The organism is Paenibacillus sp. BIHB 4019, assembly GCF_002741035.1.
Taxonomy (GTDB): Bacteria; Bacillota; Bacilli; order Paenibacillales; family Paenibacillaceae; genus Pristimantibacillus.
In genome coordinates, this window is the sequence record NZ_CP016808.1 from 2,005,001 (window position 1) to 2,027,734 (window position 22,734).

At 51.2% G+C, this 22,734-nt stretch carries 20 protein-coding genes (1 of these 20 running past the window's edge); all 20 read right to left on the reverse strand.

All coding sequences use genetic code 11. The features are described 5' to 3' along the window. Positions 1-3,157 carry the 5' portion of a glycosyltransferase family 39 protein gene (locus BBD42_RS08420; RefSeq protein ID WP_237163420.1) on the reverse strand. The gene continues 698 nt to the left of window position 1, outside the view, so 3,157 of the gene's 3,855 nt are visible here — the first part of the coding sequence; it begins with the start codon at positions 3,155-3,157; its stop codon lies beyond the left edge, outside the window. Between the two features lie 268 nt (positions 3,158-3,425). Further along, positions 3,426-4,949, reverse strand: coding sequence for a lysine--tRNA ligase (gene lysS, locus BBD42_RS08425; RefSeq protein WP_099517792.1), 1,524 nt, complete (start codon positions 4,947-4,949; stop codon positions 3,426-3,428). Between the two features lie 85 nt (positions 4,950-5,034). After that, positions 5,035-5,511 carry a transcription elongation factor GreA gene (greA, locus tag BBD42_RS08430; protein WP_056034744.1) on the reverse strand — a complete coding sequence of 159 codons (477 nt, stop codon included), beginning with the start codon at positions 5,509-5,511 and terminating at the stop codon, positions 5,035-5,037. 784 nt (positions 5,512-6,295) lie between these two features. Continuing rightward, positions 6,296-7,294 carry a tRNA dihydrouridine synthase DusB gene (dusB, locus tag BBD42_RS08440; protein ID WP_099517794.1) on the reverse strand — a complete coding sequence of 333 codons (999 nt, stop codon included), beginning with the start codon at positions 7,292-7,294 and terminating at the stop codon, positions 6,296-6,298. A gap of 130 nt (positions 7,295-7,424) precedes the next feature. Further along, on the reverse strand, positions 7,425-7,646 hold the full coding sequence (locus BBD42_RS08445) for a helix-turn-helix domain-containing protein (protein ID WP_056034753.1): 222 nt from the start codon (positions 7,644-7,646) through the stop codon (positions 7,425-7,427). After that, positions 7,598-8,149 (reverse strand): 2-amino-4-hydroxy-6-hydroxymethyldihydropteridine diphosphokinase, encoded by a 552-nt coding sequence (folK, locus tag BBD42_RS08450; protein ID WP_099517795.1) that lies wholly within the window; start codon positions 8,147-8,149, stop codon positions 7,598-7,600. The genes BBD42_RS08445 and folK overlap by 49 nt, the downstream gene beginning before the upstream one ends. Further along, a complete protein-coding gene (gene folB / locus BBD42_RS08455; RefSeq protein WP_099517796.1) occupies positions 8,127-8,513 on the reverse strand; it encodes a dihydroneopterin aldolase in 387 nt (128 codons plus the stop codon). The genes folK and folB overlap by 23 nt, the downstream gene beginning before the upstream one ends. A 31-nt stretch (positions 8,514-8,544) precedes the next feature. Then, entirely contained in the window at positions 8,545-9,417 is an 873-nt protein-coding gene (folP, locus tag BBD42_RS08460) for a dihydropteroate synthase (RefSeq protein ID WP_099517797.1), read from the reverse strand. 61 nt (positions 9,418-9,478) lie between these two features. Then, complete coding sequence (locus tag BBD42_RS08465; RefSeq protein WP_099517798.1) at positions 9,479-10,450, reverse strand: aminotransferase class IV; 972 nt, start codon at positions 10,448-10,450, stop codon at positions 9,479-9,481. Beyond that, complete coding sequence (pabA, locus tag BBD42_RS08470) at positions 10,447-11,028, reverse strand: aminodeoxychorismate/anthranilate synthase component II (RefSeq protein WP_046234446.1); 582 nt, start codon at positions 11,026-11,028, stop codon at positions 10,447-10,449. Before pabA ends, BBD42_RS08465 begins: the two co-directional genes overlap by 4 nt. Before the next feature lie 14 nt (positions 11,029-11,042). Continuing rightward, positions 11,043-12,680: an anthranilate synthase component I family protein gene (locus BBD42_RS08475; protein WP_099517799.1), complete on the reverse strand. Its 1,638-nt coding sequence runs from the start codon at positions 12,678-12,680 to the stop codon at positions 11,043-11,045. Positions 12,681-12,875: 195 nt separating this feature from the next. Beyond that, on the reverse strand, positions 12,876-13,814 hold the full coding sequence (gene cysK / locus BBD42_RS08480; protein WP_046234444.1) for a cysteine synthase A: 939 nt from the start codon (positions 13,812-13,814) through the stop codon (positions 12,876-12,878). A gap of 307 nt (positions 13,815-14,121) precedes the next feature. Beyond that, the gene (locus BBD42_RS08485) at positions 14,122-15,093 is read right to left on the reverse strand and encodes a peptidyl-prolyl cis-trans isomerase (RefSeq protein ID WP_099517800.1); all 972 of its coding nucleotides are present in this window, start codon (positions 15,091-15,093) and stop codon (positions 14,122-14,124) included. Between the two features lie 18 nt (positions 15,094-15,111). Continuing rightward, a complete protein-coding gene (hslO, locus tag BBD42_RS08490) occupies positions 15,112-16,011 on the reverse strand; it encodes an Hsp33 family molecular chaperone HslO (RefSeq protein WP_056034777.1) in 900 nt (299 codons plus the stop codon). Positions 16,012-16,014: 3 nt separating this feature from the next. Beyond that, entirely contained in the window at positions 16,015-16,785 is a 771-nt protein-coding gene (locus BBD42_RS08495) for a type III pantothenate kinase (protein WP_056034779.1), read from the reverse strand. Then, on the reverse strand, positions 16,782-17,666 hold the full coding sequence (gene nadC / locus BBD42_RS08500) for a carboxylating nicotinate-nucleotide diphosphorylase (RefSeq protein ID WP_099517801.1): 885 nt from the start codon (positions 17,664-17,666) through the stop codon (positions 16,782-16,784). Before nadC ends, BBD42_RS08495 begins: the two co-directional genes overlap by 4 nt. Then, a complete protein-coding gene (nadB, locus tag BBD42_RS08505; RefSeq protein ID WP_099517802.1) occupies positions 17,659-19,275 on the reverse strand; it encodes an L-aspartate oxidase in 1,617 nt (538 codons plus the stop codon). Before nadB ends, nadC begins: the two co-directional genes overlap by 8 nt. A gap of 39 nt (positions 19,276-19,314) precedes the next feature. Next, positions 19,315-20,253: a quinolinate synthase NadA gene (gene nadA, locus BBD42_RS08510; protein ID WP_099517803.1), complete on the reverse strand. Its 939-nt coding sequence runs from the start codon at positions 20,251-20,253 to the stop codon at positions 19,315-19,317. A 417-nt stretch (positions 20,254-20,670) separates the two neighbouring features. After that, complete coding sequence (locus tag BBD42_RS08515) at positions 20,671-21,633, reverse strand: ABC transporter permease (protein WP_056034787.1); 963 nt, start codon at positions 21,631-21,633, stop codon at positions 20,671-20,673. Between the two features lies 1 nt (position 21,634). Next, entirely contained in the window at positions 21,635-22,729 is a 1,095-nt protein-coding gene (locus BBD42_RS08520) for an ABC transporter permease (RefSeq protein ID WP_099517804.1), read from the reverse strand. Positions 22,730-22,734 lie beyond the last annotated feature (5 nt).

Consider the following 22,734-nt stretch of genomic DNA (forward strand, 5'->3'; position numbering starts at 1 on the left):
TCTCCCTCTGCTCAGCATTCCCTGTGCCAGATACAAGCGCACGCTTGGAAGCTGCATATTGCTTGTAGCGATCGAACAAAGAAAGTCCCAACATAACAGCAAGCCCTGCCCCGCCATAAAGAACGATCCATTTGGACGCGGCACCGATGCCGAATACGCCCCCTGCGAGCGATAGCGGAACGAGCGTCTTCCTTAGTGCTACTAAATAGAAGTTCATTCTATAGTAACGGTACATGAAGTAGAACATCAGCATAATGAAAAATACGGCGTACACATCGATCGTCGCAATGCGCGTCTGTGTGAAATGCATGAAATCGGCCGCCAGCAAAATCGCGCCAGCCGCTGCAAAAACTGTGCGATAGCGGAACAGCCTCAGCACGAATATATACATAAGCGGTATCATCGCAATGCCGAACAGCGTTCCAATGATCCGCCAGCCGAAGGGACTGAGCCCGAACAGCTTGATGCCGATGGCGATGAGTATTTTGCCCAGTGGCGGATGTGTATTTTCATATACGGGCAAATCCTCTAGGAACTCATACGCAGTACGTGCATGATAAATCTCATCGAAGTATGAGCCGTTCCAATACGTCGACTTGTAGGCTGCCGAGCTTTGCTCATCAAATAGATGCTCAACAGGGCCAAAACGCGGGTCCTCGGTCGCTGCCGCATTAGAGCCGATATAAACAATGTCTCCAATAGGCAGCGGCTGATCGCTTCCGCTCGGATAAAAGGCCATTTCCTGCAGCGAGAATCCAGTTGAAGCGACCGTAACCTTGGCATATCTCGCGCTCACATTAAGCGGCTGGACGACCCATTTTAGATCATCGCCGATTTTCAGCTCGACTTCTACCCCGCCGCTCCACGCATCCGGTGAATTTCCAAACTCCAGCTTGAGCTTGCCGGCTCCAACGCCTCCGAACATATTGACCCGCTCCAGCTGCTGCGTCTGTCCAAGATCAACATAAAAGCTCTGGCCATTCTGCTGCGGCTTCCAGCCTGTATTCAGGCTGTTAAACGAGCCCAAATTAAGCAGCGCCACAATCGCATAGACAACCGTAATGCCGCCCATCCACCACCAGTCCTTGCGGGTGAGCTTATTGCCGCTCTTATCTGAGGTGGAAGCTTGCAGTTCCTTGCCTTTAGGAGTGCTTTGCGGCTCCAGCTCCTTGAGTGCCTGCCGGTCTGCTTCCCGAAGTTCTTCCTGCGTCAGCGGTGGAACTGGTTTGGGATCATTTTTCACATAGAGAGAATAACCGACATAAAGCAAATAGGCGAACAAGCACAAATTCGTAATGGAGCACAAAATGACAATGCCGTCGGTCACCGTATGCTGACCTGCCTCGCTAAATGCAAGCACGTAGCCGACATTAATGAAATGCGTGACACTGAAACCCATCATGAGATGCAGCAGCCGCCGATCCTGCGACTCGATATAGGCGAATACATACAGCAAGATGACAGGGAACAGATAACGCTCATGCATTTTCGTCGCAAACAGGAAAACGATTGTGATAAGAACGATCGCAATAAAATAAGAGATGCCCAGATTGCGCTTTGGCTTGCCCTTGAAGGAGAACCATACTGCCGCCACCACAGCTAGCACTATGGCAATATTGCCCCATGTTTTATAAGACAACAGCAGCCAATTGCTGTCCAGTGACGCCCAGTTCCCTCCCGTAAGCGCATATAAGTTGAACGCATTCAGCGTTGCGTACGGATAGGAGGATAACGTTGCTTTGTAAAGCTCAATAACACCCATCAGACCGCCATTATTCAAGAAAAATGGAGCTGCAAGCACTAGAAAAGCGATCACGCCATAAGCGACGCTCGTCAAGGCGCGCTTCCAATCGCGTTTATGCCAATAAGCAAGCAGGACAACCGGGGCGAAAATTAAAGCCTGCGGTTTAATGAGCACAGCTAGCGCGAACCAGATACCGCCCCGTTCCAGACGCTCCCCCGCCATGCTGCTAATCGCCATAATGAGAAACAGGGTGAAGAAGGAATCCACCTGCCCCCAGCCTGCTGAATTGATCCAGATCGCCGGGTTAAACACATAGAGCATGGCAAGGCCTGCCGCTGCTGCCGGATTGAGCTTTGTTTTGGCAAAGCGGTAAATGAGCCAGCTGGACACTAGATCGGCCACGATGGCCGGGAGCTTGAAGAGCAGCGTTGCTCCGCTTGTATCCGGATTTATGCTGAACCATGACTTGATGGCAGCAAGAACATACAAAATGTAGACGTAGCCTGGCGGGTAGTCTGCAAAGACCCCTTCTTCATAAAACTGCTGTACGCCATTCTGATAGGCGCGATCCGCCCAGTACATAAAGGTTTTAATATCGTTGACGTAGCCCGGCACCTTAATCGCAACCCATAGCCTGAAAATAAGAGCTGCTGCCATAGCGGCAATCAGCCAGCTACGATAGGAAGTGCTGGATTTTTCCAGCGGCTGCGTCCGAAGCATTTTTCGATAGAGAAAAACAAACAAGAGGCCGAATAAGGCCGATATCGATAATACGGGAAAAGCGGATATCTTTTTCGGGTCCATCTTTTCAGCCTCTGTCGCTCCGCCCCCACCGCCTGTCAGCTGCGATGGCTCGAAGGACATGATTTGAACGTTTTCAGGCTTTGCTGGAAGCTGCTCCATTTTCAAATCGTCGAACAGCGCTGTTCCCGTGTTCAAGCTTCCGTAGCCGCCCAGGCTAATGCCCATTTGCAGCTCCTTCTGCTCTGGCCCTGTCCGGCCGTAAAATTCGAGCAGCTTCCACTCGCCCGCCGTATCAGTCAACTGTGGAAATGGATCCCCCACTCCTACAATAAACAAATTTGCCCCGATTGCATCGCTTTTTGCCTCTGAAACCTTGACCCAGCCGCTCACATGGTAATAAGCGTCCGGACTTACGGTCAGCTTCTGTATCCATTTGGCATGGTTCGGTTGAAAGTTCTGAATTTTAGCTGCGCCGGTGCCCGAATAAACATCGGATTGCTCCAGCGTAAAGCGCGATACGCTCTCCCCAGCCTCCCATACATCCTGTGTCCATGACAAAGGTACACCAGACTCCGCATCCTCGAAGCCAGCATTATGTATAATATTAAACTCCTCCGCAAACACCTGCTTGCCGCCATAAGGCAAAAAACTGAATAAGAGCATTACCATGCATATGACCAACCGCAAACTTCTCATTGAACCTTTCAGCAACGTCTGTTCACCTCTAATTTCTATAGTCAATACCTCGCTAAGATAGCTTTTTTTGTCTGAAAATACATATTCACTTTAAAGGAAAATACGGCACGGGTCAATGGACGGAGGCGGCATCAGCTTATTGCCTGGCATAAAGCTCGTTTAAACAGCTTTCCTGGCCTATTATAGAAAAAAACCTGCTGAAGCCGCAGGCCTCAACAGGTTAGTAGAAAAATATGATCGGCTATTCGCCTGCCAGATTGCGCATATGCGGGAACAGCAGCACGTCGCGGATGGAAGGCGCATCAGTCAACAGCATGACCAGACGGTCGATGCCGATTCCTAGTCCGCCCGTTGGCGGCAAGCCGTACTCCAGTGCACGGATGAAATCGTCATCCATCTCATGCGCCTCGTCATTGCCCTGCTCCTTCTCCAGCAACTGCGCCTCAAAACGTTCGCGCTGATCGATCGGATCGTTCAGCTCTGTAAACGCATTGGCATGCTCGCGCGCCACGATAAACAATTCAAAACGATCCGTGAAGCGCGGATCAACCGGGCTTTTCTTCGCCAGCGGCGAAATCGCAACCGGATGGCCCGTAACGAAGGTTGGCTGAATGAGCGTATGCTCGCAAAACTCTTCAAAGAACGCATTCACAATATGACCGAACGTCATATGCGGCTCAACTTTGACGTTATGCTCCTTCGCAATGGCGTGCGCTTCTTCATCCGTCATTTGAACGCTGAAATCAACGCCTTTGGTTTCCTTAACCAGATCAACCATTGAAATACGGCGCCATTGCGGCGTCAGGTCGACTTCTTGGCCTTGGTACATGATCTTGGTAGTGCCGAGCACATCCTGCGCGATATGCGCGATCATGTTTTCAGTCAATGCCATAATGTCCTTGTAGTCAGCGTAAGCCTCATACAGCTCCAGCATCGTAAACTCTGGGTTATGGCGCGTCGACATGCCTTCGTTCCGATAAACGCGGCCAATTTCGTAAACCTTCTCCATGCCGCCGACAATCAAGCGTTTCAAATGCAGCTCAATCGCGATACGCATATAAAGCTGCATATCAAGCGCATTATGATGCGTGATGAAAGGGCGTGCGGATGCTCCGCCCGGAATCGTATGCAGCGTCGGCGTTTCTACTTCCAGATAGTTCTGGCCATCCAGGTAGCGTCTCATCGATTGGATAATGCGGGAGCGGGAGATGAACGTCTGTTGAACATCAGGATTCACAATTAGATCAACATAACGCTGGCGGTAGCGCAGCTCGACATCCTTCAGTCCATGGAACTTGTCCGGCAAAGGCAGAAGCGATTTTGTAAGTACGATCACTTCCAGCGCTTTGACCGATACTTCGCCGGTATTCGTCTTGAATACCGTTCCCTTCACGCCGATGATATCGCCGATATCTAGCAGGGTGAATGCTGCGAATTGGTTTTCCTCAACCGTATCCTTGCGCGCATAAATTTGAATTTTGCCGCTTAGATCCTGAATGTGGGCAAAGCTCGCTTTACCCATGCCGCGCTTCTGCATAATCCGGCCCGCAATGGTGACCTGAACGGCTTTCTCCTCCAGCTCTTCCTTCGTAAACGACTCATAAGCGGACACGATGTCCTTTGCATTATGCGAACGCTCGAATTTGCTGCCAAATGGATCGATGCCGAGCCCTCTCAGCTCGTCCAGTTTATCACGGCGGATTTGCAGCAGCTCGCTTAGCTCTTGTTCTTGTTCATGACCTGTCTCGGTGTTCTGATGTTCCAACTTGATTTCATCTCCTAAGGCACCGCTTTAACGTTCAAAAAGCTTCCGCTTAAGGAAGCTTTCTGAATCAGACACAGTGCAAACCTTATTTTTTAATATCGACGATTCTATATTGTATAACACCGGCTGGTACGCTGACATCAACGACCGTGCCTTCCTTTTTACCCAAAATCGCTCTGCCTACAGGGCTCTCATTGGAAATCTTATTGTTAAGCGGATCCGATTCTGCGGAACCGACAATGGCATATTCCATTTTATCGCCAAATTCCAAATCTTCTACAGTTACCGTGGAGCCGATGCTGACCACATCTGTATCGATCTCATCGCTGTTGATGATCCGAGCGTTGCGGAGCATCTTCTCCAACGTAATGATACGACCTTCGATGAAGGCCTGCTCATTCTTAGCATCTTCATACTCGGAGTTTTCGCTAATATCGCCGTAGCCAATCGCGATCTTGATCCGCTCAGCTACTTCGCGACGCTTGACCGATTTCAGCATCTCCAGTTCGTCCTCAAGCTTTCTCAAACCTTCCTGAGTCAGAATGATCTCTTTATCGCTCATCTTTCCGATTCTCCCGTCGTGTGACCAATTTTCATACCAGGTATGAATTCACTGTTAATTAATATATTACGCTCCTCTTGCCTCAGACCAGCTGAGGGAGCAGATAAGCCGCGTTGACTATAGTCATTAAGGTTATATTGCACGATTATATGCAATGTTCTCCTGAATGTCAATCAAAGCCAAACGACTGGAACGACTTTCGCATAAGGCCTCTTGAAAGCGTTGCCCACCATATATGTACACCTGGCTGCAAGGAACACGCCGCTTGTAAAAGCGCCTGTGCTTGAACCCTTTATTTCAGTTGGCGGGATAGCCAAACGGCCCTTCTTTTTTATTCGTTGCAAAACCGCACAATCCTTCCTAACTCGTCTACAAAAAACACAAAGTTCCAAATATATAAGGTTTTTTACATAACCTTTCCATTTTCTCATAAGCCGCCATGGGTCTCCTCATCTATTATCCAAGGCGAAACGGCTGTCGCCGTTCTATGAAAAAATAACAAATGTTTTGTCGTTAGGCGTCACACGAGCATAAGCAGGAGACTCGCCTTTACAATCTTATATTTTAAAAAAAGGCAGGCCTCTGAACGTTCTCAGATAACCTGCCCGTTTATTTCATTTGCAAATCAAGTATAGGGATTGCCGAATTTCCGCTCAGCCGTTTCCTGAACAGCCTGCTCGTGCAAGGTGAAACGGCTTGCGCCTTCCTTTGGCGGCGCAACGCGTTTCATTCCGAGAAATATAGAGAAAGGATCGCGTTAGGAAATCCTTTCCTATATTTCAAGCTAGAAGCTTGCAGCAACCAGACCTTGCTCCTCGAGCGACACCAGATACTGATCCAAAATGTCCACCATCCGATCCCGGCCGGTTTCTTCCATAATAACATCCTTGACGCGGGCACCGCCCGGCAAGCCCTTCAAATACCAAGCCAGATGCTTGCGCATATCCCGTACGGCAGCGGCCTCGCCCTTCAGGTCAATGAGACGATCCAAATGAAGAATAGCAACCTGCATCTTCTCGCGCGGCATTGGATCAGGCAGCAGCTCGCCATTCGTCAAATATTGAATGGTCCGATACAGCATCCATGGGTTTCCAAGCGCACCACGGCCGATCATGACGCCGTCGCAGCCTGTATGCTCCAGCAAGCGCTTGGCATCTTCAGGTGAAAAAACATCCCCGTTGCCGATTACCGGAATCGACACCGCCTGCTTCACATCGCGAATGATGTCCCAATTCGCTACACCTGTGTACTGCTGCTCGCGCGTACGACCGTGAACGCTGACCGCTTTGCCGCCAGCACGCTCAACGGCGCGCGCATTTTCCACCGCATAAATATGCTCGTCATCCCAGCCGATGCGCATTTTCACCGTTACCGGCTTATCAACAGCTTCTACTACGGCAGAAACCATCTCGTAAATTTTGTTCGGGTCAAGGAGCCAGCGCGCACCAGCATCGCATTTCGTTACTTTAGGTACTGGGCAGCCCATATTGATATCAATAATATCAGCATTGGTTTGCTTATCCACGACCTTCGCCGCCTCGACCAGCGATTCACGGTCACCGCCGAAAATCTGCAAGCTAAGCGGCTTCTCACGTTCGTCCACGAACAGCATTTCCCTCGTCCGCTTATTGCCGTGCAAAATCGCCTTGTCGCTCACCATCTCCGCGCACACAAGACCTGTTCCAAACTCTTTCGCAATTAGACGGAAGGCTGGATTGCACACGCCGGCCATCGGCGCGAGCACAACTCTGTTCTTCATCTCGATGTCGCCGATTTTCAGCATGCTTCTCCACGATCCTTCTGGTTTGATCAAATATAAGCATTTAAAAGCTATACCCTTATATTGGGCTTATATTTCACCTGCGAAACAGCAGCTTTACCCCCAGAGGATGGCGGCAGCCATTTCCGCTTGCTTACGCGTTTCCATTTGATTCCGAATCCGTCAATTCTTCATAGCTAACGCCAAGGGTGTTTGATATATGAATCAATAACTTCGCGTCTGCCTTGCGGGTGCCGCGCTCAAGGGAGCCTAACACCGCTACCGACACGCCAAGTACTTTTGCTAATTCCTGCTGTGTATAGCCCTTTAGCTTACGAAATGCCCGGACTCGCTGTGCCAATTGATGATTTTCCATAACATGATGCCTTCCTTTCCATCCTGAAGCGCTGAAGCCGCGGCCGCAGCCACCTGTTCCTTAAGCGGATGGGACTGCTCAATTACATCACCAAGCGGAACGAGCACGAAGGAACGTTCCATCATTCGCGGATGCGGAAGTGTCAGTTCCTCGCCATCCATCACGACATCAGCATACAACAGCAAATCGAGATCTATAGTGCGCGGCCCCCAGCGTATATCTCTAACACGCCCAAGCTGCTGCTCGGTATCCAGCAGAACGTGCAATAAAGCAAGCGGGGACAGCGTAGTTCGTACGGCGATAACCATATTCAGAAAAGGGGGCTGATCCGTATAGCCGACCGGATCGGTCTCATATATGCCCGAAACGCGAAGCACTTCGATGTCTGGGCGGCCGCTTAACTGCTGGATCGCTTGCAGCAAAAGCTGCTGCCGATCCCCTACATTTGAACCGAGAGCCACATACGCATCTGCGGGCGAATTAAACGGAGACAATGCGTCCATCAGCATCCCGCTTTCTGCGCAGCTCTACCGTCACGCCATCAAAATGAATGTCGAACGGCGGGTTTGGCTTCGTCACACGAACCGTTACTTCATTTATCATAGTATAAGCCGCCAGCAACTGCGTTGCAATGCTACCCGCTAAAGCCTCAATCAATTTAAACGGCGCTCCTTCGACGATTTTCTTCGTTAGCGCATGCAATTCGGCATAATTCACCGTTGCTTCCAAATCATCCATCGTTGCCGCTTTCTCCAAATCCAGCAGCAGTTCCAGATCGACACCGAATTTTTGCCCCAGCCTGTTCTCTTCCGCAAAAACACCGTGATAACCGTAAAACTGCATGCCTTTCACAAGCATTCTATCCATAAGCTTACGCCCCTTATACTTATATCTGAATCTATGAATAACGCCGATAGGTAATCGCATCCGACATGATAGCAGTTCTTTTATTCGCGCGCACATCATGCACCCTGACGATTTGACAGCCTTGAGCAATGCCCAGCGCCGTCGTTGCTGCCGTGCCCTCTACCAGCTCTTCCCTTGGCAACTCTAGCGTCTGCCTAATGAAGCTTTTGCGTGAAGTGCCCAGCAGGACAGGATAGCCAAGGGCGTGCAGCTCGGCAAGCCGTCCTAGAAGCTCCATATTTTGCTCATGGGTTTTGGCAAAGCCAAGGCCAGGATCAAGCCAGATCTGCTCCTCTTTCACGCCCGCATGTCTTGCGATTTCGATGCTTTCTTCCAAATCGGCAATAACATCCTCCACAAAATCGGCTGCCAGGTAGACAGGATTCGTCCGATTATGCGTTAAAATAACCGGGCAGCCGTATTCCGCTGCGGCTGCCGCCATATCCGCATCAAATTTGAGTCCCCAAATATCATTAATAATCGTAGCCCCTGCGGCGAGCGCGTGACGTGCTGTCTTTGCCTTATACGTATCGATCGATATCGCAATATGCGGCAGCGCAGCACGGACAGCTTGTATGACCGGAATAACGCGGCGCAGCTCCTCCTCGGCATCGACCGGCACAAAGCCCGGGCGCGTGGATTCGCCGCCGATATCGATAATATCAGCGCCTTCTGCCGCCATCTCCACCGCACGGCTGGCAGCCGCCTCCGCTTCATTAAACTTCCCGCCATCGGAGAAGGAATCGGGTGTAGCATTCAAAATGCCCATAATCAGCGTGCGCTTGCCCAGCTCCAGCTGCTTCCCTCCAGGCAGCTCATAGCTCCTGCTGTAATATTCAAGCTTGCTTTCTCTTGTTATATTCATAAGTTCCGCTCACACCTTTAGCTATTCTAGTCTTCATGCGCAGCTGATTGACGCCTCCACCTTACTTGCTTCTCATCGTATCGGAGCGGTAAGCCTTTAGCAGCTGGCGCGTGATCGGGCCGGCGACAGTCCCTGCTTTCCCGGCTTCCGCTTCCGCTTCCGCCTCAAGCATGGCTGCATTTCTGGCCTTTCCATAGCCCGCGCCGCTTCCTGCACCCGCCTCTTTGCCAACCTGCACCAGAGTGCCGTCGGGACCTGATAACCGCGTCACTGGCACCAGCTCCTGAACGGAGCCCGTCAGCCAAATTTCATCTGCCCCAAGCAGCTGGTTCCAACTATAATGGCCTTCCTCCACCTGAAAGCCCGCCGCACGGGCCAGTTCCATAACGCGCTCTCGCGTAATGCCCGGCAAAATGCCTGTATCAACTGCGGGCGTCCGAATGACACCATCCTGGGCGAAAAAAAGATTGCTGACGATGCCCTCCGTCAGCAGGCCAGCACCGCTCAGCATCAATCCTTCTGCTCCAGGCGAGGCATTGCTCGCGGCCAGCTCGCGCTTCGCTATAATATTATTCATATAATGCAGCGATTTAAGCCGAATCTCGCCTTCGGGCGTATTGCGCTTCGTATGCAGCAGCCTAAGCTCGCGGCCATGCTCATAAAGCGTAGCCTGATAGGGCGGCAGCGGCTTCATCAAGATCAGCTCCTGCGGCTGCTCATAATCGCCTGCCGGCAAGCCTAGCCCGCCATCTCCTGCTGTAACGGTCAGCCGGACATAACCATCCTTCAGCTCATTGGCATGAAGCAGCTCGGCGATCCTCGCCTCAAGAGCGCTTTGATCCGGTTTGTAGCGAATGCCCAGCGACAAACAGCCCGCCTCCAGCCGCCGCAAATGCCGTTCCAGCAAATAAGCGCGGCCGCCATAGGTCCGAAACGTCTCGAACAAACCCAAACCGTACAAAAAGCCGTGATCATATATTGAGATCACAGCTTGACCGGCATCCATGACAACGCCGCCAAACGCGACCTTCATCGCGGCGCGCCTGTACGAATTTTCAAAAAGTTGCGCAGCAGCGTCAGCCCATGCTCGGAAATAATCGATTCCGGATGGAATTGCACCCCTTCAATCGGGTATTCTTTATGGCGAAGGGCCATAATTTCGCCTTCCGCTGTTTCTGCGCTGATTTCAAGACAGTCTGGCAGGGTCTCTTTTTTCACGATAAGGGAATGGTAACGGGTTGCGGTGAACGGCGAAGGGATGCCTTCAAAAATTGTTTTGCCGTCATGCACCATTTGTGATGTTTTTCCATGCATCAAACGTTCAGCGCGAATGACATCGCCGCCAAAAGCTTGTCCAATCGCCTGATGGCCAAGACACACGCCGAAAATCGGAATTTTTCCTTTAAAATGCTCAATGAGCGACAGGCTGATGCCCGCCTCGTTCGGAGAGCAAGGTCCCGGAGAAATCAAAATATGATCAGGTGCCAGCTGCTCAATGTCCGCCAGCCCCAGTTCATCATTTCTTTTCACAACAATGTCCTCGCCAAGCTCGCCTAAATATTGCACCAGGTTGTAGGTAAACGAATCATAGTTATCTATTACGAGAATCATCGCATGCGCCCCCTCTAATGTTTGCGCCCGCTTGGCGCAGCCTGCCTGAACCGTTCACTATACTCAATCGCCTTCCACAGCGCCTTCGCCTTGCTTAATGATTCCTTATATTCGCGCTCCGGCTTGGAATCAATGACGATGCCTGCTCCGGCCTGAATATGCACCATGCCATCTTTGACGACCATAGTCCGTATGATAATATTAAATTCCATATCGCCATTATAGTCAATCCATCCGAGCGAGCCGGTATAAGGACCACGCCTTACAGGCTCCAGCTCCTCAATGATTTCCATCGTGCGGATTTTGGGAGCGCCTGTTATAGTGCCGCCTGGGAAAGTGGCCGCAATCACATCATATGCATCCTTGCCCTCGGCAAGCCGTCCCTCCACTTGGGATACCAAATGCATCACATGCGAATATTGCTCTATGACCATCAGCTCTTCCACCTTCACCGTGCCGTAAGCCGAAATCCGCCCCAAATCGTTGCGCTCCAAATCGACCAGCATAATATGCTCGGCGCGCTCCTTCTCGCTCGTCCGCAGCTCCTCCGCCATGAGCTCGTTTTCCGCCTCTGTTCGGCCGCGTCTGCGCGTTCCGGCAATTGGACGGGCTGCAAGCAAGTCGCCGCGGCGCTCAACGAGCAGCTCCGGCGAAGCCGAAACGAGCTGAAAGTCAGGACAGCGCAGAAAGCCCATATATGGCGATGGATTAATGAGACGAAGCCATTCGTACAGCTCCTCTGGCTGCACACCAAGCGCCCGGCTCTGCCTCACCGATAAATTAACCTGAAATACGTCGCCTTGCCCGATGTAACGCTGAATTTGCCGAACAGCCTCCTCAAAGGCTTCCTTCGAAAAACGCGTGCTGATCCCGCCCATCTCATCCAGATTGCTCTGGAGGGAATCGTCCGTGGCAAGCTGCAGACGCTCTTGACGCAGCTGGCGGCTCTCGCTTGTGCTTGAGCTAGCAGCATGATTCACGCCTCGCTGTCCATTCGCTTCGCTTCCGAACCGCTGCTCCCAATAAACGGCCATCTCATCGGCCCGCGAGCAAGCCTGCGCATAAAGCAGCCGCAGCTCCTCTTCCCTCGCATCGCTTGGCACAAGCGTATGCACCGCGCAATATAGCTTCTTGTCGCTATGATCGACAATCCATAGTTCATTTAAACGCAGAAACAAATAATCCGGCAAATTCAAGTCGTCTTCCGTCAGCTCCGGCAGCCGCTCAATCGAACGAATGACGTCATAGCTCCAAAATCCGACACAGCCGCCCGTCCATTTCGGCGTTCCAGCTGCTTCAAGCTTCGGCGCGCGATAAGGCTCCATCCAGCTCCGCACCACTTCGAGCGGTTTGCCCTGATAGCGCACGACTGAATCAGCTGACTGTGAAGCATCGGCGAGATCTGGGCTCAACGCCCGGGCTTCCGCCTCCAGGCCTTTGCCGCGAATGACGCTTTCCGGCTGCAGGCCGAGATACGTATAGCGCCCGCCCTTGCCGCTCTCCAGCACAAAAGCATACGGCGATGCATCCCGCCATGCCTCCTCCCATGAAGCGACGCCTTCTTCTCCAAGCGGCAGCTCCCGCAGCAGTGGAAAAGTCGTATATTTCTGCTCGGCGTGCCACCCTAACCAATAGTCCAAGGCGGTGAACATCACCTTCCAACCCCCGATCGACAAGCATGTTTATTTTGCCTAGTATACAGAATACCTGCCCAAAAGGAAAGAGCGCTGATAGGGTGAAACTTATACCTTCTTATAATTGAAAAAAGCCCTCCACTCAAATGAATGGAAGGCCAGTCAAACGGTACACCGCTCCAATTAAGGCACGGCCCCGCTTGGTCATAAGTGTTAGTTCTCGAAGTTGAACAGCGGCGTACTGAGGTAACGCTCACCGTTACTTGGAACAACCGCGATAACGCGCTTGCCTTTGCCGAGTTCCTTCGCTACTTTCAAAGCAGCATAGATTGCAGCACCGGAGGAAATTCCGCACAAAATGCCTTCTTCTTTCGCAGCACGGCGTGCGTAGTCGAATGCATCATCATTTTCAACAGTAATCACTTCGTCATAGATCTCACGGTCCAAAATCGTCGGCACGAAGTTAGCGCCAATCCCTTGGATTTTGTGAGGGCCAGGCTGTCCGCCCGAAAGCAGTGGGGAAGCCGCTGGCTCAACCGCGTAAATTTTAATATCTTTGAAGTTCTTCTTCAGCACTTCGCCAGTACCCGTAATTGTACCGCCAGTACCAATGCCCGCTACGAATGCATCCAGCTTGCCGTCCAGGGAGTTGATCGCCTCAACGATTTCTGGGCCTGTCGTCTCGCGGTGGATTTTCACATTCGCTTGGTTATTGAACTGCTGCGGGATAAAATAGGACGGGTTTTCTTTCGCCAATTCCTCGGCTTTGCGAACAGCTCCGTTCATGCCTTCCGAACCTGGCGTCAGAACCACTTCTGCGCCATAGGCACGAAGCAGGTTGCGGCGCTCAATACTCATCGTCTCAGGCATAACAAGAATAGCTTTATAGCCTTTAGCCGCTGCTACCAAGGCAAGACCGATACCTGTGTTGCCGCTCGTAGGCTCAACAATTGTATCGCCCGGCTTAATGATGCCTTCCTGTTCAGCTACTTCAATCATGCTGATTGCGATACGGTCTTTTACGCTCGCACCTGGATTTTGATATTCAAGCTTCACATAAATTTCAGCGCTGTCCTCAGGAACAAGACGATTCAAGCGAACTAGCGGTGTATCACCAATTAGATCAGTAATGCTTTGCACGATTTTTGCCATGTGTCATACTTCCTCCTTATTCCGACTAATTCAGTTGGTTTTTTAACTAATTCCATCTTATCAATGAGTTGTATTCGTTGTCAATACCTTCATTTCCTTCAAGCGACAACGGCAGGCTAACGCCATCCCCGACCGAAAAAGTACCGTTTTGCATTGAAATATAAGCCTGATAGAAGTGGAAGCCTTATAAATGCTTATATTTTGAAAAAGACGGATTGTTCGCCCATTTTCCAATCGTCTGGCGAATACGGCTATATGATGCTCCAATATAATGGAAGCTTATAAACAAACCTAAAATTTCTTATATTTACGGAAAGGTGACAGCATCATATTTCTCCAATAGCTGCTCCTCAATTTGGCTTAGCGAAGGAGCCTGTGATAAAGCCAGCTCTTTGCGAACCAGTTCATGCAATTGCTGCCCCTGTGGCTTATCCGTTGTATGACGCTCCATCAAACGAATAATGGCATAACCTTCGGCAATGGCTATCGGGCCGGCAATCTCTCCCGTACCCAGCTTGCTTGCCGCTGAAAGAATCGCCAGCTCATGAAACGGGTCATTCGCATCAATAAGGCCTAAATCACCGCCAGCCTCTGACGTAAAAGCATCTATCGAGTTTTCAGCCGCGGTTTGCGCGAAATCCGCTCCTTGGGACAGTTTGTCCAGCACGCGGTTCGCCTCTTCCTTATTCGCCGTCACAATCCAGGATAAGCGATATTGCAGCTTGTCTCCGTACTGTTCCTCATGATCCGCAATGTAGCGTTCAACCTCATCGTCCGGCACGTCCACTTTTTGGATCGCTATTTTTTCAGTCAACAGCCTGTACTTCACATCCTTCAAAACTTCCTCTTTGGACATGCCAAGCTGCTGATTCATGACCCGGTAAAAATCCTCTTCGCTATCGTACCCTTCTGCCTGCTCCTCCACAGCTCTCTGCTGTTCCTGAGCGGTAACCTCAAGCTGCTGCGAGGCAGCTTCTTGGTCAATGGCGCTGTGAATCATCATCAGCTTGAGGGTAGCTTCGCCATATTGCTCGCTGAGCCTGTTCATCAGCTCGCTTACCCTAATGCTGTGATTGCCAATGATGGCAATAATTTTATCGTTTTCCGAGCTGCCGGGTACTATCTCATTGCCCGTCTCCGTACGTGTTCCCGAATCCGGCTCATGCTCTGGCAGCCCTTCAGAAAAAGGCGACAATCTCACTACAACAACTACACTGAGCACGATCATGCACAACGCCTGAATGACGACGATCGTCCTGACGACACCGATTTTATTCATTGCCCGGTAGCCTCCATCTTAATGGATCGGCTTCGGTTTGGCTTGGTCGAGCAATTGCTCCAGCTCAGTACGGTTAAACTGGTAAGCTTCATTACAGAAGTGGCATACGACCTCTGCTTTTCCTTCTTCTTCAATCGTTTGCTGCAATTCCGATTCGCCCATGCTGATCAGAGTCTGCTCTACGCGCTCGCGCGAGCATTTGCATTGAAAACGCAAATCCAGCGACTCATGGATGACAGCATCGTCGCCGACGACCCATTTGAGCAGCCCTTCTGGCGTCTCGCCCTGATCGAGCAGCGCAGTGACAGGAGGCATCGCACTGAGCGCTTTCTCCAGCTTTGTGATTTCCGCATCCGTAAGCCCCGGCATCAGCTGTACGATAAAGCCGCCAGCGTGGATGACGCGGCCGTCTTCATCGACCAGCACGCCGAGCCCAACTGCGGAAGGCGTCTGCTCCGATACGGCAAAATAATAGGTGAAGTCTTCGCCCAGCTCGCCGGAAACAATCGGAACACTGCCGCGGTAAGGCTCTTTCAGGCCTAGATCCTTTGTAATATGAATATAACCGCTATGGCCTACTGCACCTGCAACATCAAGCTTGCCCTGCGCATTGCTTGGAAGCAGAACGAGCGGATTGTCCGTGTAGCCTCGCACTTCTCCATGAGCATTTGCATCAACAACAATTTGTCCCATTGGGCCATCGCCCTTCACTTGAATCGTCAGCTTTTCTTCGCCCTTCAGCATAGCGCCCATAATAGCTCCGGCTGTTGCCGTTCTGCCGATCGCCGCCGTTGCTGTCGGCAGTGTACCGTGCCGGCGCTGCAGCTCATCGACCAACTGCGTTGTACGGGCAGCGAAAACACGAATTTTGCCTTCCCATGCCGTGCCGCGCACCAAAAAATCTTTCCTTTGCTCCATCGTCTATCCCTCCTGATTCCGTTCATATATAATACGCAAGCCTTCTAATGTCAGAAGCGGATCAACTTCATCTATCGTTTCCGATTCTGAGCTAATTAACTCAGCCAAGCCGCCCGTCGCGATGACACGCGGCGAAACTTTAAACTCCTTGCGAATTCTCCGCACGATACCGTCCACTTGTCCAGCATAGCCGTATATAATGCCCGCCTGCATAGATGTGACCGGATTGCGGCCGATTACGCTTGGCGGCTTCACCAGCTCAATGCGCGGCAGCTTCGCCGCCCGCTGATAAAGCGCCTCTGTCGAGATAGCAATGCCCGGCACAATGGCGCCGCCCAAATAGCTGCCAGCGGCATCAATGTAATCAAATGTCGTTGCGGTGCCAAAGTCGACGACAATAAGCGGGCTGCCATATTTGACGATGCCCGCCACCGAATTCACGATGCGGTCAGCACCGACCTCGCGAGGGTTTTCATACCGGATATTGAGTCCTGTCTTCACGCCTGGGCCGACGATATACGGTTTCTTGCGCAAATACTTCATGCACAGCTGCTCCAGCGTCCGCATGAGCGGCGGAACGACGGATGAAATAATGACGCCTTCCATCTGCTCCAAACGCATGCCGGCAAAATGAAACAAATGATGAAAGTTGATGCCATATTCATCAACTGTAGCGGAACGATTCGTGCTGAGCCTCCAGTGATGGAGCAGTTCCTTGCCTTGATAAATGCCCAGCACTATATTCGTATTGCCGACGTCAATGACGAGAATCAAGACATTGCCCCTCCCTTCTTCGCATGAAGGTCGAGACTAATATCAAGCGATTGGAAGGAGTAGGTAAGGCCTCCTACCGAAATGACATCTACACCGCAAGCGGCTATGCCGTGAATCGTATCAAGCCGCACATTGCCCGAAGCTTCTACAATAACATGTGGCGCGCGCTGCTTGATTTGCTTGACAGCTGCCTTCATCATGTCTTGCGGCATATTGTCGAGCATAATAATATCAGCGCCGCATGCAATCGCCTCATCGACTTGCTCCAAAGATTCCGTCTCCACTTCGATCTTCATCGTATGGGGAATGCCGGCTCGCGCTGCTTCCACCGCTTCCCGAATACCGCCTGCGCCCTTAATATGATTATCCTTGATCATAACGGCATCATACAAGCCAAACCGGTGGTTCGAGCCGCCGCCAACGCGAACGGCATACTTTTCAAGCAGGCGATGGCCTGGCGTCGTTTTGCGCGTGTCGACCAGCCTAACCGGCAAGCCCTGCAAAGCCGCTACAAATTCGCTTGTCTTCGTCGCAACGCCGGACATCCGCTGCATTAAATTAAGCGCAAGGCGCTCCCCTGTCAGCAGGCTATGGATGCTGCCCTCTACTTCCGCGAGCACGGTGCCTTTTTCCACATACTGGCCATCCTCAACCTTCGCCGTGAAGACCAGCGAGCGGTCAACGGTTTCAAACACAAGGCGAGCAATCGGAATGCCGGCAATCCGTCCATTTTCCTTTACATGAATTACAGCCTTCGCCTGCGCTCCGAGCGGAATCGTCATAGCGGTCGTTACATCGCCGCTTCCGATATCTTCCGCAAGCCAGCTGCGTATTTGCGCACGCAGTGCTTCATTATAGCCGTCCAGCGTCGTCTCAAACATTGGTTAACCGCTCCTCTGTCCTCCCGTATACACGGTGCATTACAGTATGCTTGCGCCAAGCCTGATCATTGCGCTCCGGGAAGTCCTCACGGTAATGCGCGCCGCGGCTCTCCTCCCGCTGCAAAGCGGAATCCGCCGTCAACAGGGCACATGTCAGCATATTGGCAAATTCAAACTCTTCCCGCTTGGTCAGCATCGCTTGAAAAATCGGAAGCTGGCGCCGCAGCTCCTCAAGCCCCCTCTCCAAACCCTTGGCATCACGCTGCAGGCCTGCGTACCTGACCATAATCTTTTGCAGCTTCAATCTCCGCTCCACAACGGCCTGAATCGGCACGCTGCTGCGCGGTACGCTGCTCTCTATTATAGGCTGAATCTCTGCATGCTCTGCAAGTTTATCAATCGCCTCGACGATTCGCTTGCCGAAAACGACCGCTTCCGACAGCGAATTGCTCGCCAAGCGATTCGCTCCGTGAACGCCTGTCGAGGAAACCTCGCCGCAGGCGAACAGCCTTTTAATGTTTGTTTCTCCATCGAGATCGGTTTTTACGCCACCCATCATATAATGTGCAGCAGGGGCAACCGGAATCCAATCCGTCGTCAGGTCCAAGCCATAACGCAAGCAGAATTCATAAATATTCGGAAAACGATGCTTCACCATATCCGGCGACTCATGCGTCACATCCAAATAAACGAAGGTTGATTTCGTTGCCTCCATCTCGCTAATAATGGCGCGGGCCACCACGTCACGCGGCGCCAGCTCCAGCTGAGGATGGTAACGCTCCATAAAACGCTCGCCCCGCGTATTGCGAAGCACAGCTCCCTCGCCGCGCACCGCTTCTGAAATCAGAAACCGCGGCGCCCCTGGGTAGCATAGGGAGGTCGGATGGAATTGAACAAACTCTACATCCTGTATATAAGCTCCTGCCCGGTAAGCCATTGCAATCCCATCGCCTGTGGCTACCTCAGGATTCGTCGTGTAACGATAGAGCTGTCCAGCACCGCCGGAGCATAGAATGGTCGCCTTGCCGCGCACAAGCAGACGCGTGCCGTCAGGCTTTTGCACAACAGCGCCAACGCATTCTCCATCATTAGTTACCAAATCGATGACAAAATGGTCGTCCCATACTTCAATACCAGGCTTAGACAATGCTTTCTCCGATAAGGCTCGTACAATTTCGTAGCCCGTCGCATCCCCATTGGCATGCAAAATACGGCGCTGGCTGTGAGCGCCTTCCTTTGTCAGCGCAAACTCGCCATTTTCCAAATCGAACTGCGTGCCCATTTCAATGAGCTGATTTACACCCTCCGGTCCCTCATGCACCAGCACATTGACCGCATCCTCCGAGCACAAGCCCGCTCCCGCAATCAACGTGTCCTCGCTGTGATAAGCGGGTGAATCATCTTCCGATATGACCGCGGCAATGCCGCCCTGCGCATAGCGGGTGTTGCTGTCCAGCAGCGACTTCTTCGTAATCATCAGCACGGAATGCCGATCACTTGCCCGAAGTGCGGTAAAAAGACCGGCAATGCCGGCACCAATCACAATAACATCCTTCTCGATTACCGGCAGTTCGTCTAATTTGATGTCTACAAGGTATCTGGGAATCATTTCTCGCGCCTCCAGGCATAGGAGTAGCGCATGCTGCTCCTATTTCACGAGTAACATGCGCTCCAGGGACAAGCGTGCTTGATCCGCCACATGCGGCGGTACATAGATTTGCGGCTGCATCGTTTCGAGGCATTTAACCAGCTTCTTGAGGTTATTAACCTTCATGTTCGGGCAGACCAAATATTTAGATGCAAAAAGGAATGTTTTTTCCGGGCTGTCCAGCCGCAGCTGATAGCCCGTGCCATCCTCCGTGCCGACGATAAACTCCTTGCAATCCGATTCCTTGCAATATTTAATAATCGCTGTCGTACTGCCGACAAAATCACCCAGCTCCACCACTTCAGGGCGGCACTCAGGATGCACAACAAACTGCGCATTCGGGTGTTTCGCCTTCATTTCCTCTACATCCTTCACCGTCAACATGTCGTGCGTGTTGCAGTAACCTTCCCAGATAATCATGTTCTTATCGGTTTTCTGCTGCACGTAATGCCCCAGGTTTTTGTCCGGTACCCAAATGACGTCTTGGCCTTCCACGGAATTTACAACGTTAACCGCATTGGCCGATGTACAACAGATGTCAGTCTCTGCCTTAATTTCGGCAGATGAGTTAATATACGTAACGACGGTCGCATTCGGATGCTGGGCTTTCAGCTTGCGAAGACCATCGACATTGACCATATCCGCCATCGGGCAGCCTGCACGCTCGTCCGGAATAATAACCGTTTTGTTCGGTGCCAAAATTTTTGCGCTCTCGCCCATAAAATGCACGCCGCAAAATACGATAACATCCGCGTCCGTCTGCGCCGCTTTTTGTGCTAGCAAAAACGAATCTCCACGGAAATCTGCAACCTCTTGAATTTCATCACGCTGATAATAATGAGCAAGAATGATGGCGTTGCGCTCTTTCTTCAATTGCATTAGCCGTTCCCGCAGTTCGCGGTTCTGCTCCGCCTTGCGTTCCAGTGCCAGTGCTTCCACAGTTAATCCTCTCCTCTTATGAGGGAAGGGCAAGCTGATTGCCCATTCCAGATATGGCTACTTCCGACTTTGTGAATTGATGCACAAACCTAAAAAGTCGTTCGCCTTTCATTTGACCTTTACGGTAAATTCATTTGATAAGGTTTAATTTACTCCAGGCAGATCATGCTGTCAATGCGTTTATGACAAAAGTGTGAATTCCCTTTGAAAATAGCGCCTGCCGCAGCTGAACTTTCCATCATTGGCGACTATTGTGTATAAATGCAGCATTTACGCACATGGTTATCAACAAGTTATCCACAATCGTGGATTTTCTGTGACTAACCTTGCGCAAATAATCAGAATATAAAAAAACTTCCCATGGATTAATCACGGCATACGTGATATCCATGGGAAGTTTGGAGCTCTTTGATCCTGTTAGCGTTTTGCCGGATCGTATGGTTCGCCAAGCGAGCCTGGAGCAGAAGAACGTCCTACTGCACCTACGAGTACAACCAGCGTCAATACGTATGGCAGCATATAGAAAAACTCGGTCGGAATTTGCTGCGACCAATCGAACAGCTGGGCAAAGTTGCGAATCGCTTGCGCGAAGCCGAAGAAAATAGCAGCTCCCGCAACGCCGAGCGGATTCCATTTTCCGAAAATTACAGCCGCGATAGCGATAAAGCCTTGGCCCGAAATCGTATTATGGGCAAAGTTGCTCGTCGTTGTTAACGTAATGGTCGCACCGCCAAGACCTGCAAGTGCGCCGCTGAGCAGCACGCCGATATAACGATATTTTGTTACGCTGATCCCCACTGTGTCGGCCGAGCTCGGGTATTCGCCGACTGCGCGAAGGCGCAAGCCGAAGTGCGTTTTGTACAGTACAATATAGCTGATAATGACAAGCAAAATAACAACATATGTCGTCGGATAAGCTTTAAAGAACGCCTCGCCAAAAAACGGAATATCCGATAAATAAGGGATTTCCCATTTGTTGAATACATGAGTCAGCGTCGTTGTCTGTCCCGAACCTTCATACAAGCTTTTCGTTAAATAAATGGCGATGCCCGCTGCCAAAATATTAATAACGACACCGACTATCGTCTGATCCGCCTTAAATGTAATGGTAGATACCGCATGTAGAAGGGCAAATATCACCCCATATATAGCCGCCCCCACTAAGCCTATCCACGGAGCAGATTCCTCATAACCAGCTTGTATCGCATAGTCGGTAATGACTGCTGCCGCGAACGCGCCTGACACCATCAAGCCCTCGAGACCGATATTAATAACGCCAGATCGCTCGGAAAAGAGACCGCCGAGACCGGTAAAAATAAGCGCCGTAGAAAATACAAGCGTAACGTTAATAAGCTGACCCAATATTTCCAGTGCATTCATATTAGATCGCCTCCTTACGCTTGTCTGCACGTCGTCCAAGGAATGGTTTTATGAAAAACTTTACTATGCCATGCGAAGCAATAAAGAAGATGATCGAGCCGATAACGATTCGAACGAGCTCGGGCGGTACGCCCGCTCCAAAGCTCATGCCCGCAGAGCCATAGCTGAGACCACCGAACAGTATAGCACCGAACAATACGCCAATTGGCGTATTGCCGCCAAGCAAAGCAACCGCGATACCATCAAAGCCATAGCCCCATGGCGCTGCCAGAATTGTCTGATAGCCAAATACGCCCAGCGACTCAAACACGCCTGCCAGCCCCGCAAACAAGCCGCTAATAAACATCGACTTTACAATGGTGCGATTGACATTAATCCCTGCATACAGCGCTGCGTCAGGGCTTTGTCCCACTGCTCTGAGCTCATAGCCCTGCTTCGTTCTCCACAAAATAATATAAAATACACCAATACCAAGCAAGGCAATGACAGTACCCCAATGCATACGGGCATGATCCATCGCATCAGACAACCAGCCAATCGATACCAGTGCAGATTCTTGGATTGGATCTGATTTTTGCTGCCCTTTTGCCACAAAAAATGCGCGAATAATGTAATTGGACAAATAAAGCGCAACCCAGTTCAACATAATTGAGGAAATAACTTCGTTAACGCCGCGAACAGCCTTCAAATAGCCGGTCAATGCCGCCCATAAGCCTCCGCACAGCGCTCCGACAATAATAGCAAGCGGAGCATGCAGAAACCACGGTAGGTCAAGCGTAATCCCGATGACGGTTGCACCAGTCATACCCATCATGAACTGGCCTTCTACCCCGATATTGAACAGGCCTGTACGGAAAGCGAAAGCAACCGCTGTGCCTGTGAATATCAGCGGGGTAATCGCACGAATAGCCTCGCCCATATCGTAAGGACTGCCAAATAGCTTTTTAATCAGCGATTGGTAAGCCAGTATAGGATCGAACCCGCCTGCCAGCATGGCTATCGCCCCGCATAACAGACCCAAAATGATAGCCACCAAGGGGACGAGGAAAGATGTTTTATTGAATGTTTTGCCAGCAATTCCTTTGACTTTATCCATGGTTG